Source organism: Gemmiger formicilis (genome assembly GCF_900167555.1).
GTDB classification, from domain to species: Bacteria; Bacillota; Clostridia; order Oscillospirales; family Ruminococcaceae; genus Gemmiger; species Gemmiger formicilis.
Genome location: NZ_FUYF01000006.1, coordinates 108,371 through 122,860, shown reverse-complemented (window position 1 = coordinate 122,860; position 14,490 = coordinate 108,371). Strand labels below are relative to the sequence as shown.

Annotated in this window: 13 protein-coding genes; 7 read left to right on the top strand and 6 right to left on the bottom strand. The window is 62.7% G+C overall.

Annotated elements, in window-relative coordinates:
- Positions 1 to 26: 26 nt before the first annotated feature.
- Positions 27 to 1,916 carry an ATP-dependent zinc metalloprotease FtsH gene (gene ftsH, locus B5D32_RS07230; protein ID WP_078784392.1) on the bottom strand — a complete coding sequence of 630 codons (1,890 nt, stop codon included), beginning with the start codon at positions 1,914 to 1,916 and terminating at the stop codon, positions 27 to 29.
- A 473-nt stretch (positions 1,917 to 2,389) separates the two neighbouring features.
- Here ftsH and B5D32_RS07225 point away from each other — a divergent pair, with 473 nt between their 5' ends.
- Complete coding sequence (locus B5D32_RS07225) at positions 2,390 to 2,707, top strand: winged helix-turn-helix domain-containing protein (RefSeq protein WP_078784391.1); 318 nt, start codon at positions 2,390 to 2,392, stop codon at positions 2,705 to 2,707.
- A 52-nt stretch (positions 2,708 to 2,759) separates the two neighbouring features.
- Here B5D32_RS07225 and B5D32_RS07220 read toward each other — a convergent pair whose 3' ends face one another.
- The 4 genes from B5D32_RS07220 to B5D32_RS07205 all read right to left on the bottom strand — a co-directional run bounded on the left by B5D32_RS07220 (position 2,760) and on the right by B5D32_RS07205 (position 8,442).
- Entirely contained in the window at positions 2,760 to 3,617 is an 858-nt protein-coding gene (locus B5D32_RS07220) for a hypothetical protein (RefSeq protein ID WP_078784390.1), read from the bottom strand.
- Positions 3,592 to 4,866: a sensor histidine kinase gene (locus tag B5D32_RS07215; protein ID WP_078784389.1), complete on the bottom strand. Its 1,275-nt coding sequence runs from the start codon at positions 4,864 to 4,866 to the stop codon at positions 3,592 to 3,594. Before B5D32_RS07215 ends, B5D32_RS07220 begins: the two co-directional genes overlap by 26 nt.
- A 147-nt stretch (positions 4,867 to 5,013) precedes the next feature.
- Complete coding sequence (locus tag B5D32_RS07210) at positions 5,014 to 5,673, bottom strand: response regulator transcription factor (protein ID WP_078784388.1); 660 nt, start codon at positions 5,671 to 5,673, stop codon at positions 5,014 to 5,016.
- A gap of 165 nt (positions 5,674 to 5,838) precedes the next feature.
- Positions 5,839 to 8,442, bottom strand: a complete 2,604-nt coding sequence (locus B5D32_RS07205; protein ID WP_078784387.1) for a translation factor GTPase family protein — start codon at positions 8,440 to 8,442, stop codon at positions 5,839 to 5,841.
- Positions 8,443 to 8,752: 310 nt separating this feature from the next.
- Here B5D32_RS07205 and B5D32_RS15520 point away from each other — a divergent pair, with 310 nt between their 5' ends.
- The 6 genes from B5D32_RS15520 to B5D32_RS07180 all read left to right on the top strand — a co-directional run bounded on the left by B5D32_RS15520 (position 8,753) and on the right by B5D32_RS07180 (position 13,811).
- The gene (locus tag B5D32_RS15520) at positions 8,753 to 9,505 is read left to right on the top strand and encodes an MFS transporter (RefSeq protein ID WP_242943412.1); all 753 of its coding nucleotides are present in this window, start codon (positions 8,753 to 8,755) and stop codon (positions 9,503 to 9,505) included.
- A gap of 3 nt (positions 9,506 to 9,508) precedes the next feature.
- On the top strand, positions 9,509 to 9,955 hold the full coding sequence (locus tag B5D32_RS15515) for a hypothetical protein (protein ID WP_242943411.1): 447 nt from the start codon (positions 9,509 to 9,511) through the stop codon (positions 9,953 to 9,955).
- Between the two features lie 62 nt (positions 9,956 to 10,017).
- The gene (locus B5D32_RS07195) at positions 10,018 to 11,037 is read left to right on the top strand and encodes an alpha-hydroxy-acid oxidizing protein (RefSeq protein ID WP_078784386.1); all 1,020 of its coding nucleotides are present in this window, start codon (positions 10,018 to 10,020) and stop codon (positions 11,035 to 11,037) included.
- A 489-nt stretch (positions 11,038 to 11,526) separates the two neighbouring features.
- On the top strand, positions 11,527 to 12,357 hold the full coding sequence (locus B5D32_RS07190) for a transporter substrate-binding domain-containing protein (RefSeq protein ID WP_078784385.1): 831 nt from the start codon (positions 11,527 to 11,529) through the stop codon (positions 12,355 to 12,357).
- A complete protein-coding gene (locus tag B5D32_RS07185; protein WP_078784384.1) occupies positions 12,357 to 13,016 on the top strand; it encodes an amino acid ABC transporter permease in 660 nt (219 codons plus the stop codon). The genes B5D32_RS07190 and B5D32_RS07185 overlap by 1 nt, the downstream gene beginning before the upstream one ends.
- Positions 13,017 to 13,028: 12 nt before the next feature.
- Positions 13,029 to 13,811, top strand: coding sequence for an amino acid ABC transporter ATP-binding protein (locus B5D32_RS07180; protein ID WP_078784383.1), 783 nt, complete (start codon positions 13,029 to 13,031; stop codon positions 13,809 to 13,811).
- A gap of 253 nt (positions 13,812 to 14,064) precedes the next feature.
- Here B5D32_RS07180 and B5D32_RS07175 read toward each other — a convergent pair whose 3' ends face one another.
- The gene (locus B5D32_RS07175) at positions 14,065 to 14,472 is read right to left on the bottom strand and encodes a RidA family protein (protein WP_078784382.1); all 408 of its coding nucleotides are present in this window, start codon (positions 14,470 to 14,472) and stop codon (positions 14,065 to 14,067) included.
- Positions 14,473 to 14,490 lie beyond the last annotated feature (18 nt).

Below are 14,490 nucleotides of genomic sequence, written 5' to 3'. Positions count from 1 at the left end.
GGCAAACCAGCAACAACCGCACAAATTTATTGCGCCTGATTTGTGGAATCTGCCGAAGGCCCCGCCGGTAACTGCGGCTGTGCGTTCAAAATGCGCATAAACTCCTCGCCGGAGATCGTCTCTTTTTCATACAGATACTGGGCAATTTCGTCCAGCTTGCGCTTGTTGTCGGCCAACAGCTGGTAGGCCTTCTTGTGCTCGGCCTGTACGATCTCCACGACCTTGGCATCGACCTGAGCCGCCGTCTGCTCGCTGCAGGCCAGGCTCGCGTCGCCGCCCAGGTAGGCGTTGTTCACAGTCTCCAGCGCGACCATATCGAAATCCTCGGTCATGCCGTAGCGGGTGACCAGTGCGCGGGCCAGCTTGGTGGCCTGCTCAATATCGTTCGACGCGCCCGTCGTGATGGAGTGGAAGATCAGCTCCTCCGCCGCGCGTCCTCCGGTCAGCGTCGCGATCTTGTTCAGGATCTCCTCTTTCGTCATCAGCGTGTGGTCGCCGTCCTCCACCTGCATGGTGAAGCCCAGCGCACCGGACGTGCGCGGCACAATGGTAATTTTCTGCACGGGGGCGCTGTTCGTCTGCAAGGCCGCCACCAGCGCGTGGCCGACCTCATGGTAGGAGACGATGCACTTTTCCTTATTGTTGAGGATCTTGTTCTTCTTCTGCGCACCGGCCAGGATCGTGTCCACGGCCTCCTGCAGGTCGAACTGGGTCACGGCCTTGCGGTGATGGCGCACAGCGCAGAGCGCGGCCTCGTTCACGATGTTAGCCAGCTCGGCGCCGGACGCACCGGGCGTCATGCGGGCCACAACACCAAAGTCACAGTCGGGGCCGAGCTTGACTTTCTTAGCGTGCAGGCGCAGGATGCTCTCGCGGCCCTTCAGATCGGGCAGCTCGACGGGCACACGGCGGTCAAAACGGCCCGGGCGGGTCAGCGCAGGGTCCAGGGATTCCGGGCGGTTCGTCGCCGCCAGGATGACGACGCCCTTTGTGGCGTCAAAGCCGTCCATCTCGGTCAGCAGCTGGTTCAGCGTCTGCTCACGCTCGTCGTTGCCGCCAAGGTTGGAGCCGCCGTCACGCTTCTTGCCGATCGTATCGATCTCATCAATAAAGACGATGCAGGGCGCTTTTTCACCTGCCTGCTTGAACAGGTCGCGCACCTTGGACGCGCCCATGCCGACGAACATCTCCACAAACTCACTGCCGGCGATGGAGAAGAACGGCACACCGGCCTCACCGGCCACGGCGCGGGCCAGCAGCGTTTTGCCGGTGCCCGGAGGGCCGACGAGCAGCACGCCCTTGGGCATCTTCGCGCCGATCTCCTCATACTTTTTGGGGTTGTTCAGGAAGTCTACAATTTCCTGCAGGCTCTCCTTGGCCTCGTCCTCGCCCGCTACATCGTTGAATTTGATGCCGGTCTCATCGTCCACTACGTACTGCTTCGCGCCGGATTTGCCGCCGAACAGCATGGCGTTGCCGCCGGCACCGCCCATCTCCTGCATCTTTTTGGACGCCCAGCGGTTGACGAACCAGAACAGGATGATCATCGGCAGGAACGAGATCAGCAGGTTCAGCAGCGAATCCCAGATCGTGGGCGACTGATAAACCGTGCCGAACTCCACCCCCGCATCCTCCAGCCGGGTGACGAGGTTGTTGTCCTGCGCAATGGCGTTGGTTTTGTAGGAATTGTCGTTCTTGTCCACAAAGTAGATCTGCTGATCTTCGATCTGGACGGTGGCCAGCTCCTTGCTCTCCAGCATTTGCAGGAAGGTGCTGTAGTTCACGCTTTTCACGCTCGCCTGCATCAAAGCCGGGAACAGGAAAACATTGCTTAAAATAACGATGGCCAGAATGATCGCATAGCCGATCCAAAGCTTCTTTTTGGGGTCCTTCGGCGGCTGTGTCGTCTCTTTCATAGGGAATGCCTCCTCCTTATCTTTTGTAACTATTATAGCATGCTCCCAAAAAATGAACAACGTGTGAAGCAACTTTGAACGAACCGCAAAAAATCCCGCCGCGGCGGGCTTCTGCGGGCTTTCTCCACATTTTGCACAGGTTTTCGACATCTTTCCACTGTGGAAATGTGGAAAACCATGTTGAAACTGTGGAAAACCCCGTGCAAACCCACAAAATAGCACGATAGACAGGGTTTGTTGAAATGTGGAAAACCGGCGGCTAAGCCTCCCCTTTCAGGGGAGGTGGCCGAGCGCAGCAATGGCCGGAAGGGTCCAGCCCGTTCGCCCCAGTCACCAACTTTTCCGTCTATTTTTAAACAAATGTCAAAATTCCGTCCAAATTTTCCCGCATTTTGTAACAACTCGGAAACATTTGTCGTTATAATAGATAGTACACCCTTTCAAAAAACATCCTGCCGGAAGGAGGCCCCGCTATGAATCCCATCATAAACCGCAAACAGGATATTCTGTATAAAGACCTTGCCGTTGACCTTACCGCCCACCGCGTATCCCGCGCCGGGCATGAGCTGCTGCTGACCCCGCGGGAGTTCGCCCTGCTGGCCGTGCTCGTGACCCACTGCGACACAGCTTTAAGTCGCAGCCAGCTGCTCGAGGCTGCCTGGGGCTACGCCTTTATCGGCGAGAGCCGCACCGTGGACGTACATATCAACCGCCTGCGCCGCAAGCTCGGCCTGCAAAACGACATCCAGACCGTCTACAAGGTCGGCTACCGCCTGAACAGCGCCAACTGAAACCGCAAAGCGCCCTGCACTTTTTTACCGTGCAGGGCGCTTTTCTTCCTTTTCAAAAAGTATCATATTCCCCGCCCGGCGTGTAGATCGTCCCATCGGGGCCGATGACCACATTGCTCAGCGTGTCCAGGCCGCCGTAGACGTCCGGGTCCAGCGTGACACACAGAGCGAAATCGACCTCGTCCGGGGCATAGCGCACGACCCGCAGCACACCGGAGGTATGCTTATATTCCAGCCCGTCCTCCGTGGTAGTCTGCTCCCAGCTGCCGTCCAGCGTTGTGTCCAGCTGGGTCAAAAACGCCTGCACCTGCTCCTCCGGTGTACTCTCTGCCGTGGGCAGTCGGTTGTCAAGGACGCCGACCTGCAAAAACGCGCCGTTGCCGGGCAGATACATCAGCTCGATGCTCGTCTCATCGTCGATACTGTACATCTCGCCGCTTTCCGTCACCTTGTAGGCGTTCACCGTGTACATCCGGAAGCTCACAGTCTGGATATTGCCCGTGTAGCTGCACCCGTAGCACTGGACCTGCACGCTGCCGTTTTCCGGCTGCACCGGCCCGGTGTGGGCCTCGCCCTCGGCCACGCGGTCCAGCAGGTAGTCAAGCTGCTCCCGGCTGAGAAGGCCCCGCGTGGCGGCCTGCTTCAGCTTGCCGCGCAGTACGGTAAAGACATTGTCGGACCAATAGCTGTCCGCCCGATTGATGCCGCCCTGCACGCCGTAACGGTAGAGCGCCCCGGCCACGGGGTCCAGGCGTATCTCGTCGCTCATCACGCCGGGCAGGGCGGGCCGCGGCTGGGCCGCACGGCAGCGCACCGTCTGCCCGTACACGGCCAGCGGCGGCAGTGCCAGCAGAGCCAGGCTTACCGCGGCAATTTTTAAAAATTTATTGTTGCTGCGCTGCTTCTTCATGCTCTGCCTCCTTCTGCAATAAAATCGTCACTGTCGTGCCCTCGCCCACACGGCTTGCAAAGGTCATCTGCGTGCCGAATGCCTCTGCAATTTGTGCGCAGAGCGCCAGCCCCACGCCGCTGCCGCCGTTGGCCCGGGCGCGGGCCTTGTCCACGCGGTAGAACGGCTCGGTCAGGTGGGGCAGCGCCTCCGCCGGGATACCGCAGCCCGTGTCCTGCACGGTCAGCCGCCAGCATTCGCCCGCGTCGGTGCAGCGCAGGTGGACCGCGCCGTCCTGCGGCCCGGCGTGCCATGCATTCAGCGCCAGATTGCGCACAAGGTCCGCCAGCAGCACCCGGTCCGCCAGCACAACGGCCTCCGCGGGCGCGTCGCAGTCCAGCACCACATCCGGCAGACTACGCACGGCATCGGCAAAGGCCGCGGCCACCCGCACGGGGCGCAGCACCACGCCGTCCGCCTGCAAGCCGTTCAGCGCCAAAAGCTGCTGGCTCAAGCTCTCCAGCCGTGCGGACTCATGGTAGAGGGCCTCCGCCGCCGTGCGCCGTCGTTCCGCATCCAGCGTGCCGCCGCGCAGCAGGTCGGCGTAGCCGATCAGGCTGGTCAGCGGCGTTTTCAGCTCGTGGGTCAGGTCGGCCACAAAGCGGCTCTGGCGGGCGTTCAGCTCCTGTAGACGCTCATAGTGGTACGCCGCGACCAGCGCCGCCAGCGTGATGACCGCCTGCACGGCCAGCCAGCTGTACAAAAGCCGGTTCCGCGCGGCGAACGCCTCGGACGCATCCGCCGCCGTGACGACGGCCACGGGATAGGAGTAGGGCGTGTTCAGCACCCCGCCCAGCAGCAGCGTCTCCCCGCGCAGCAGGATGCCGTCCGTGGCCGCGGCGGCCTGCTGCACATCGGCGGCGGCCACGCTCTCCGGCAGGGCGCTGTAGGCGACGTCGCCCTCCCGCATCAGCGCAAACGCGGCAGTGCTGCTGCCCAGGATCAGCCACTGGCCGCGGGTGTACGCCTGCCCTACCCGGGCGCAGACCGAGTCGGCCCCGCTGCTCAGATAGCCCGCGCCGCTCCGGGTATCGTACTCGGCGGCAAAGGCGTCCTCCAGCCCACAGACATTGCGCTGGTGCTGCAAAACCGCCTGTTCCTCCAGCGCGTCCAGCCGTTCCCGGAACGTCCTGCACGCCAGCCCGCCGCCCGCCAGCGCCATTGCCAGCGAGAGTGCAAGGACAGCCGTGTACATGGATGTACGCTTCATAAAGTCACCTCCTGCGGTTTCCCGGTTGTATGATCCATTTTGATTTACCGCCATGTAGGGGCCGGACATGTCCGGCCCGGCAGCCTTCCGCCATGACCCATTCACGGTCTGCCGTCTTGCAGCCCGCGGGCCGGGCATACCCGGCCCCTACCGTTCGGCCAATAATTTATACCCCACCTTCGGCACGGTCACGATCTTATCCGCCCAGTCCAGCTTTTTGCGCAGCCGGTGGATGTGCAGATCCAGCGCCCGCGGGTTTGGCTCGGCGTCGGGGCCCCAGACCCGCTCATACAAAATATCACGGTAGAGCGCCTGTCCCCGCGCCCGCACCAGAACCAACAGCAGCGTAAACTCCCGCGGGGTCAGCTCCACCGCGCACCCGTTTTGGGTCACAGTGCGGTTGTCCGGGTCTATCTCGGCATCGAACACCCGCAGCGTCGCCGCCCGCCGCCCGGTGTGGCGCAGAAGTCCCTCGACCCGGGCCAGCAGCTCCGCCGGGGCAAACGGCTTGACGATGTAGTCATACGCGCCCAGCTTCAGCCCGCGCACACGGTCCGCCACGGCGTTTTTCGCCGTCAGAAAGATGACCGGCGTGCCGGTGGGCGCAATGTAGTCCATCAGTGCAAAGCCGTCCACGCCCGGCAGCATGACGTCCAGCAGCACCAGATCAAACTGCTGCTTTTCCAGCAGGTCGGCGGCCCGCTCGCCGTCGCAGGCCAGCACAAGCGGCTGTCCCAGCGGCTCCAGCGTCATCTCAATGAGCCTGGCAATATGCGGCTCATCATCCACGATCAAAATCGGAAGCATCGCGTTTTCCCCCTTTCGTTGAGGCCAGTATAGCACGGCAGGGTTTCTGAAAGTTTTCCGCTGCACAAAAAGTAGGGGCCGGGCATGCCCGGCCCGCAGCTTTCCCATCAGCTCCATCTCATGGGTAAGCTGCAGGCGAGGCACGCCTCGCCCCTACCCTTCGTTTTATTCTCCCAAAAACTCCCGTATCTCCTTCTCCACGGCCCTGACTTCCTCCTCAAACGCCCGGGCGCTCACGCGCAGCGCGCCGTGCCCCATGACGATGATCTGCTCCGCGCCGTCGCTGCTGACAACGCGGGTGCGGTGCTCCTTCGCCAGCTCGTGGGTCGCGCGCTCAATGTACATATCCGCCGTCTCGGCCTCGCGGGTGTAGACAACATACAGGTTATGGTACTGCTCCACCTCCCGCGCACCGCCGCGCACCTTGTAGGCGTCAAAGACCAGGATCGGCACACAGCGGCGGTAGCCCGCGTAGTTGCACAGAATATCCATCAGTCTGCGCCGCGCGGCGTCCAGATTGCCGTCGGCCAGTTTCCTTAAATCGTCCCACGCAAAAATGACGTTGTAGCCGTCCACCAGCAGGTAGTCCGGCCCGGCGGGCACAGGCTTTGCGGGCACGGACGCCGCCGCGGGGGCTGTGTGCAGGGCCGCGCGGGCCGCCTTTTTCGCGTCACCCGTCTCGCCGCGGCGTTTGATTTTTCCGTAGGTGCGCTCAAAAATTGCCAGCAGCTCCTTATCCTGCTCCAGTGTGCCGCGGTAGGCGTCGGCACGGCGGCGGCGCGCGTTGGCGTCGTCCTCAGCATCGGCTTCTTCTTTCACCGTCTCGCCGTTCAGCCGCCGGTCCAGCCCGGTGGACAGATGTGCCCGGGCGGGCACCTCGTCCCATTTGACCAGATACCCGGCCCCGTGGGCGCAGAACACCGAATCCGCCGGGTTTTCCACATCCGCGTCGGGGGCATACCCCGCGGCGGAGACGATCTCGTCGGCGTTATGGCAGGCATCGTACCCGGCAGGCAGCACGGCCCAGCGGCCCAGCCCGTGGGTGTAGGCCGCGACCTCCCGCGCATAGCCCCGCGCCGTCGCCACAGGCAGACGGCCCGTCAGCCGCACCGTGCCGCCTGACGTCTCCGGTGCCTCAAAGCTGCCGCACATCCTCTGCACATCGGCCATGGCGCGGCCCAGCGCGTCGGCGGGCAGCTCCAACGTAAAATCATACCACGGCTCCAACAGCTGCACGCCGTCCTTCGCCTCGGCCATCCGCAGACCCTGCCGCACGGCGCGGTAGGTCGCCTGGCGGAAGTCCCCGCCTTCGGTATGCTTCTGGTGGGCACGGCCCGCCGCCAGCGTGATCTTCACATCGGTCAGCGGCGCACCGATCAGCACGCCCGGGTGGGTGCGCTCGGCCAGATGCGTTAAGATCAGCCGTTGCCAGTTTTCGGCCAGCGTGTCGGGCGGGCAGTCCGCCGCCAGCTGCACACCGCTGCCCCGCGCCCCCGGCTCCAGCAGCAGATGTACCTCGGCATAGTGGCGCAGCGGCTCATAGTGGCCGATGCCCTCCACCGCCCTTGTCAGCGTCTCTTTATACAAAATGCCGCCCTCGCTGAACGCCACGGTCAGCCCGAACCGCTCCTGCAAGATCGTCTGCAAAATTTCCAGCTGCACCTCGCCCATCAGCTGGACGTGTACCTCGCCCAGGTCATCCCGCCAGTTGACGTGCAGCTGCGGGTCCTCGCCCTCCAGCGTTTGCAGCGCCTTTAATAAGGTATGGGGGTCGGCGTCACAGTCCACGCGGTAGTTGAGCACCGGCTCCAAAAGCGGCGTCTCGGCGTCGGATTCTGCGCCAAGCCCCTGCCCTGGCCGCGTACTGACCGGCCCCGCTGCGGCCACGACCATGCCGGGCAGTGCCTCGCTGACCAGCCGGAATTTGCCGCCGTTGTACAGCCGCAGCGCGTCGGCCTTCTCGCCGCCGGGCAGCACATCTTTTACATGCAGCACGCCGCCCGTGACCTTCAGCCAGGTCAGCCGCGTGCCCGCATCCTCACTGATTTTGAACACACGCGCGCCGAATTCCGGCCACCGGGGCGGGGTGCGGGTCAGCGTCTGCAGGCCGCGCAGCAGCCCGTCCAGCCCGTCCAGCCGCAGCGCCGCGCCGAAAAACACCGGGAACACCTGCCGCCGCGCAATAGCGGTCTGTATCGTTTCCGCCGCTGCTGCGCCGGTCTCAAGCACCTCGTTCATCAGCGGCTCGCTGCACAGAGCCAGCGCCTCCGGGTCGGGCGCGGCGGAAAAATCCACGCACCCGTCCCCGAACCGCCCGCGCAGCTCCCGCAGGCGCACGGCGGCGTCCGCGCCGGGCAGGTCCATCTTGTTGACAAATACAAACGTAGGTACGCGGTAACGTGCCAGCAGCTTCCACAATGTCTCGGTGTGGGCCTGCACGCCGTCGGTGCCGGAGACGACCAGCACCGCGTAATCCAACACCTGCAAGGCGCGCTCGGCCTCGGCGGAAAAGTCCACGTGGCCGGGCGTATCCAGCAGCGTCAGCTCGGTCTCGTCGGCGCCGTCCGCGGCGGGCAGCGTCAGCACGGCCTGCTTGGCAAAGATCGTGATGCCCCGCGCCCGCTCCTGGCTGTCGGTGTCAAGAAAGGCGTCCCTGTGGTCCACGCGCCCCAGCTTGCGCAGCACCCCCGCGCGGTAAAGCAGCCCTTCGGCCAATGTAGTTTTGCCGCTGTCCACATGTGCCAGCAGCCCGACGACCAGACGTTTCATACCCGTTCCCCTTAGCTTTCAAAAATCATGCCCCTATTGTACAATTTTTCTTGTCATTTGGCAAACGCTGTGCTATACTTATCCCAAATTCACCGAGGAAGGAGAGCACCCCCTTATGCGTTGGCAGTTTGGTGTTGTGTTCCAGAAAAAAGGAAACCCTTGACGTACTGACGCTATAAGTGTGCCCTTTTTTACCTCGGTAACGCTGTAAGTGTGCAGTTTTTGCGCCCTGTGGCTTTGCCGCGGGGCGCTTTTGTTATGCAAAAAATCGGGCACGTTTTCGTATACTATCACGAAAGGGTGTTCCCCCATGAATTTACAAAAACAGCTTCGCTGCGTGTATCTGCACGCATTTACCTCTACCCTGCGCTTCACCGACGCCGTCTGGGTCGCGCTGCTGGCGGCCCGCGGCTTCTCGCTGGCACAAATTGGCCTGGCCGAGGGTGTTTTCCACGGTGTCAGCCTGCTGTGTGAGGTTCCCAGCGGCATGGCCGCCGATTTGCTGGGGCGGCGGCGCACGCTGATCTTCGGCGGTGCGCTGGGCGTTGTCTCCGCCGCCGCCATGGCGTTTGCGCCCAGTCTCGCGTTCATCTGCGCGGGCATGGGGCTGAAAGCGCTGGGCTACAACCTGCTCTCCGGCACCACGGAAGCCCTGACCTACGACAGCCTGAAAACCGCCGGACGGGAGCGCGACTACATTAAAGTTGACGCCAAAGCGTCCATCTTCATGAAGCTAGCCTCCGCCCTCGGCGCACTGGCCAGCCTGCTGGCCGGGGTGCTGACCTCGGCGGGCTACTACCTTGCGGACGCCGCGGTCAGCGCCGTCTCCGCCTTGGCCGCGGCCAACCTGACCGAACCTGTCGTCACTGACGAACAGGCCGCCCGCGAGAAGCACATCTTACAAGAATTGCCCGCCCGGCTGCGTGTGCACATTTTGGACAGTCTCGACTGCCTGTGCAGCAGCACGCCGGCGCGGCGCATTATCATGGCCGACGCGGTCATCTCGCTGCCATCCTACCTGACCTCGATGTTCGTCCAGCAGCGGCTGACCCAGCAGGGCTGAGCCATGGAATGGCTGTTCCTGCCGGGTCTGCTGGCCGGGGCCGCGGGCATGGCGGGCGCATCGCTGGGCCGCCGCCTGCACCCCAAACGGCTGCGCGCGCTCTATTTCGGCTGTGCGCTGCTCGTCGGCACAGGCACGCTTCTGGCGGGCGCGGCCCCGGCGCTGCTCTGCGCCGCCGGGCCGGTACTCGTACAGGGGGCACTCTCCGTCTGGTTCCTGCACAGTATGCAGCGGCTCAACGACGCGATTCCCAGTGACCGCCGCGCAACGCTCATCAGCGTGGACAGCATGGCCTACAGTCTGCTGATGATCCCCGCCAGCCCGCTTGTGGGCCTTGTGGGCGACCTGACCGGCCAGGCGGGCGCAGGGCTCTGTGTACTGTGCGCACTTGTCGTCGTCAGCGGCCTTGCGGCAGCGGGCAAAACGCGCTATAATGGGCGCGGAGCATGATTACCCGATTTTTGTAGGGGCCGATGCTCGCATCGGCTCGCAACACAGGAGGCAAAATCCAGATGACATATAAAGAAGTTTTACAGGCTGCCCAGGGTCAGATGGGCCCCTGCCGCGCCTGCCCGGTCTGCAACGGCCGCGCCTGCGGCGGCACGATCCCCGGCCCCGGTGCCAAGGGCAGCGGCACGGTGGCCGTCCGCAACTTTGACGCCTGGCGCAATGTACGGCTGAACATGGATACCATCCATGAAAATTTTGAGCCGGACACCTCCCTGACGCTGTTTGGCCGTAGCTTCAAATATCCGTTCTTTGCCGGGCCTGTCGGCGCCATGACGCTGCACTACGGCGACAAGTACAACGATCTGGACTACAACAATATCCTTGTCCCCGCCTGCGCGGCGGCCGGCATTGCTGCCTTCACCGGCGACGGCACGAACCACAAGGTCATGGAGGGCGCGGCTGCTGCCATCACGGCCTGCGGCGGCGCGGGCATCCCCACCGTCAAGCCGTGGGACAACGCCACGGTGGCCCGGAAAATAGCGCTGGCGCGCAGCTCCGGCTGCTTTGCCATGGCCATGGACATCGACGCGGCGGGCCTGCCGTTTTTACAGCACCTTGACCCGCCCGCGGGCAGCAAGACCGTGGAGCAGTTAAAAGAAATCGCCCTGGCCGCGGGCGTGCCGTTTATCTTAAAGGGCATCATGACCGTCAAAGGCGCGGAAAAGGCCATCGAGGCCGGTGCCGCGGGCATTGTTGTCTCGAACCACGGCGGGCGCGTGCTGGACGACTGCCCCGCCACGCAGGAGGTGCTGGCCGACATCGTCGCCGCCGTGGATGGCCGCGCCAAAATTCTGGTGGACGGCGGCATCCGCACCGGCAGCGACGTCTTCAAGGCGCTGGCCCTCGGCGCAGACGCCGTGCTGATCGCGCGGCCCTTCGTCACCGCCGTCTACGGTGCCGGTGCCGACGGCGTCGCCGCCTACACAGCCCAGCTCGGCAATGAGCTGGCCGACACGATGCGCCTGTGCGGTGCGCCCACGCTGGACGCCATCACCCGCGATATGGTACGGGTCATCAAGTAAAAAACGCAATAAAAAATACCATGTTTCCCGGTTGCAAAAACCGTCGAAACATGGTATTCTTTTTATGCCGCTTTATGCGGCGGGCACTGCACATACGGCAGGCGGTTGGTCTCTACCCTCCGAAAGGAGGTGAGATCATGCGTTTTACATTCACGTTTTATGTTGGTCGCAAGACTATTACATTGAGCATCGTTGTAAAAAGCAAGAACCGCCACTCTGCCAAGTGACGGTTCTTAGGTTCTTACCTATCAACCCAATTTGAAAGAGACCAACCGCTTGTCGCAGTGCCTTTTTCTATACTTATTATAACGCTGTGCTGTCCCTTTGTCAAGCCGCAGCCTGCCGCCTCTCCCCTGCATAAATATTCTTTTTTCTGCAAAAATCCCCCAAACCTCTTGCATAACCCGCGGTTTTGCATTACTATTAAAGCATACCGCCGCTTTAAACCGGCAGTGTGAGGGATCTGTGCAAAGTATAGGAGGAAGTATCATGAAAAAATTCATCAGCACCGTTCTGGCACTCGGCATGGCCGCGAGCCTGGCCGCCTGCGGCGGCAGCGCATCCACGGCAGCTTCTACGGAAAGCACCGCAGCTTCCGCCGCTGAAGCCACTGCCGACAGCGACCTTGCCTACATCAAAAACAAGGGCAAAATGACCATCGGCTACACCGTCTATGAGCCGATGAACTACACTGACGCCGACGGCAATTTCACCGGCTTTGACACCGAGCTTGCCACTGCCGTCTGTGAAAAGCTGGGCGTGGAGCCCGACTTTGTTGAGATCAACTGGGACACCAAAATTGTCGAGCTGGACGCCAAGAGCATCGACTGCATCTGGAACGGCATGACCCTGACCGATGACATCATGGCCAACACCGCCTGCACGAAGGCCTATGCCAAGAACGCGCAGGTCGTCGTCATGAAGGCCGATGCCGATTACAGCTCCACCGCCGACCTTGTCGGCAAGACCATCGTGGCCGAGGCCGGTTCCGCCGGTGAGAGCGCCATCAGCGAGGACGAGAGCCTCTCCCAGGCCGACTACGTCAGCAAGTCCGTCCAGACTGACTGCCTGATGGAGGTCGCCGCCGGTACGGCTGACGCCGCCGTGCTGGATCTGACGCTGGCCACCGCCATGATCGGCGAGGGCACCGACTACGCAAACCTCGCCATCAAGGACGAGCTGAACGCCGAGGAGTACGGCGTCGCCTTCCGCAAGGGCAGCGATGCCGCCGACGCCGTGAACGCCGCCTTTGACGAGCTGAAGGCCGACGACACGATGCAGGCCCTGGCCGACAAGTACAGCCTGACGCTGGCCGACTGATGGGCGAGGCAGCAGTCATCTGGGGCCGCCTGACCGAGGCGTTCTGGCTCAACTGCCAGCTGTTCGGTCTGACTCTATTGTTCGCACTGCCGCTGGGGCTGGTGGTGTCGTTCGGCTCCATGAGCAGGCTTGCCCCGCTGCGCGGCGTCGTCAAAACGTTTGTCTGGGTCATCCGCGGCACGCCGCTGATGCTGCAGATCCTGGTCATCTACTTAGGGCCCGGCCTGCTGGGCTTCACCAGCCCGTGGCCGTCCGGCGGCAGCGGGCGTCTGGTCGCCGCCGTCGTGGCGTTCGCCATCAACTACGCCTGCTATTTCTCGGAAATTTACCGCGGCGGCATCGAGGCTGTGCCCAGGGGCCAGACCGAGGCCGGGCAGGTGCTGGGCATGACAAAGACCCAGATTTTCTTCCGCGTCACGCTCCTGCAGGTCATCAAGCGCATCCTGCCGCCCATGGGCAATGAGATCATCACGCTGGTCAAGGATACCTCGCTGGCGAACGTCATCGCCAACAAGGACATCATTATGATGGCGAAAGAGTACAGCGCCAAGGGCCTGATCTGGCCGCTGTTCTCCACGGCGGTGTTCTTCCTCGTGTTCGTCGGTGCGCTGACGCTGCTGTTCGGCTGGCTGGAAAAGCGGCTGGACTATTTCAAGTAAGGGGGCGCGGCTATGGCATTGTTGGAAGTAAACGGCATCGGCAAGAGCTTTGGTGCCACAAAGGTGCTGCGCGACATCTCGTTTGATCTGGCCGAGGGCGAGGCTCTCGCCATCATCGGCTCGTCCGGCTCCGGCAAAACAACGCTGCTGCGCTGTCTGAACTTTCTGGAGACTGCCGACACGGGCAGCATTACGGTAGCGGGTGAAACGCTGTGGAGCGCCGCCGACACCAAAACGCAGAGCGAAGAAGCCATCCGCAAAAAGCGGCTGCACTTCGGCCTTGTGTTCCAGAGCTTCAACCTGTTTCCCCAGTACACGGCGCTGCAGAACGTCATGCTGGCGGGCCAGCTCCTGGCGAAGGAGCGCCCCGACTACAAGCAGAACCGGCGGCAGATTCTGGCCGACATTGAAACGCAGGCAAAGGCCCTGCTGGCGCAGATGGGGCTTTCTGACCGGGAGAACCACTACCCGCACCAGCTTTCCGGCGGGCAGCAACAGCGCGTGGCGATTGCCCGCGCACTGGCGCTGCACCCGGACATCCTCTGCTTTGATGAGCCGACCTCAGCCCTTGACCCCGAGCTGACCGGCGAGGTGCTGCGCGTCCTGCGCGAGCTGGCCGAGCACAAGACGACGATGATCATCGTCACGCACGAGATGAAGTTTGCCCGCGACGCTGCGGACCGCATCCTCTTCATGGACGGCGGTGTCGTCGTCGAGCAGGGCGACGCCAAGGAACTCATCGACCACCCCAAAGAGGAACGCACCCGGCAGTTTTTGGCAAGCTACGGGAAATAACCGAAACCGGCAGACCGTTCGATTCAACGGTCTGCCGGTTATCTTTTTCTGTAGGGAGGGGTCTTGACCCCTCCGCGGCGCTTTGTGATCGGCACTCACGGCCCGGAACGGTCAAGACCGTTCCCTACAAATCCGCGTTTTCTATTTGCGATTTCCCCTCACGGAGCCTCCGTCGGGGCGCATTCTATATGCGCCCGCGCCGTTCGCGGTGGCGGAAGCATCCCCGGGCGGATATGGAATCCGCCCCCACAAATTAAAAATCAACGATTGGAATGCCAGCCTTTTTATCCTCACGCACCGCAATGCACTCGATCTCGACGAGCGCTCCCTTCGGCAGCGCGGCGATCTGCACGCAGCTGCGCGCGGGGAAGCCGCCGTGGAAGTAGGTGCCGTAAATTTCATTCACGGTGCCGAAATCCCCCAGATCCTGCACAAATACTGTCGTCTTGACGACATTGTCCAGCGTCAGACCGGCCTCCTGCAGCACAGCCTGCAGATTCTTGAGCGCCTGGTGCGTCTGGGCCTGCACGCCCTCGGCCAATGCACCGGTGGCGGGGTCCAGGCCGAGCTGGCCGCTGCAATAGACGGTGTCACCGGTGTCAACAGCCTGGGCATAGGGGCCCAGGGCGGCGGGTGCGTTCGTGGTAGCAATACGCTTCATAATACTAAACACTCCTCT

Excerpts from the sequence above, each read along its gene's own strand:
- ftsH (WP_078784392.1), bottom strand. The coding sequence starts at position 1,916 with ATGAAAGAGACGACACAGCCGCCGAAGGACCCCAAAAAGAAGCTTTGG.
- B5D32_RS07225 (WP_078784391.1), top strand. The coding sequence starts at position 2,390 with ATGAATCCCATCATAAACCGCAAACAGGATATTCTGTATAAAGACCTT.
- B5D32_RS07220 (WP_078784390.1), bottom strand. The coding sequence starts at position 3,617 with ATGAAGAAGCAGCGCAGCAACAATAAATTTTTAAAAATTGCCGCGGTA.
- B5D32_RS07215 (WP_078784389.1), bottom strand. The coding sequence starts at position 4,866 with ATGAAGCGTACATCCATGTACACGGCTGTCCTTGCACTCTCGCTGGCA.
- B5D32_RS07210 (WP_078784388.1), bottom strand. The coding sequence starts at position 5,673 with ATGCTTCCGATTTTGATCGTGGATGATGAGCCGCATATTGCCAGGCTC.
- B5D32_RS07205 (WP_078784387.1), bottom strand. The coding sequence starts at position 8,442 with ATGAAACGTCTGGTCGTCGGGCTGCTGGCACATGTGGACAGCGGCAAA.
- B5D32_RS15520 (WP_242943412.1), top strand. The coding sequence starts at position 8,753 with ATGAATTTACAAAAACAGCTTCGCTGCGTGTATCTGCACGCATTTACC.
- B5D32_RS15515 (WP_242943411.1), top strand. The coding sequence starts at position 9,509 with ATGGAATGGCTGTTCCTGCCGGGTCTGCTGGCCGGGGCCGCGGGCATG.
- B5D32_RS07195 (WP_078784386.1), top strand. The coding sequence starts at position 10,018 with ATGACATATAAAGAAGTTTTACAGGCTGCCCAGGGTCAGATGGGCCCC.
- B5D32_RS07190 (WP_078784385.1), top strand. The coding sequence starts at position 11,527 with ATGAAAAAATTCATCAGCACCGTTCTGGCACTCGGCATGGCCGCGAGC.
- B5D32_RS07185 (WP_078784384.1), top strand. The coding sequence starts at position 12,357 with ATGGGCGAGGCAGCAGTCATCTGGGGCCGCCTGACCGAGGCGTTCTGG.
- B5D32_RS07180 (WP_078784383.1), top strand. The coding sequence starts at position 13,029 with ATGGCATTGTTGGAAGTAAACGGCATCGGCAAGAGCTTTGGTGCCACA.
- B5D32_RS07175 (WP_078784382.1), bottom strand. The coding sequence starts at position 14,472 with ATGAAGCGTATTGCTACCACGAACGCACCCGCCGCCCTGGGCCCCTAT.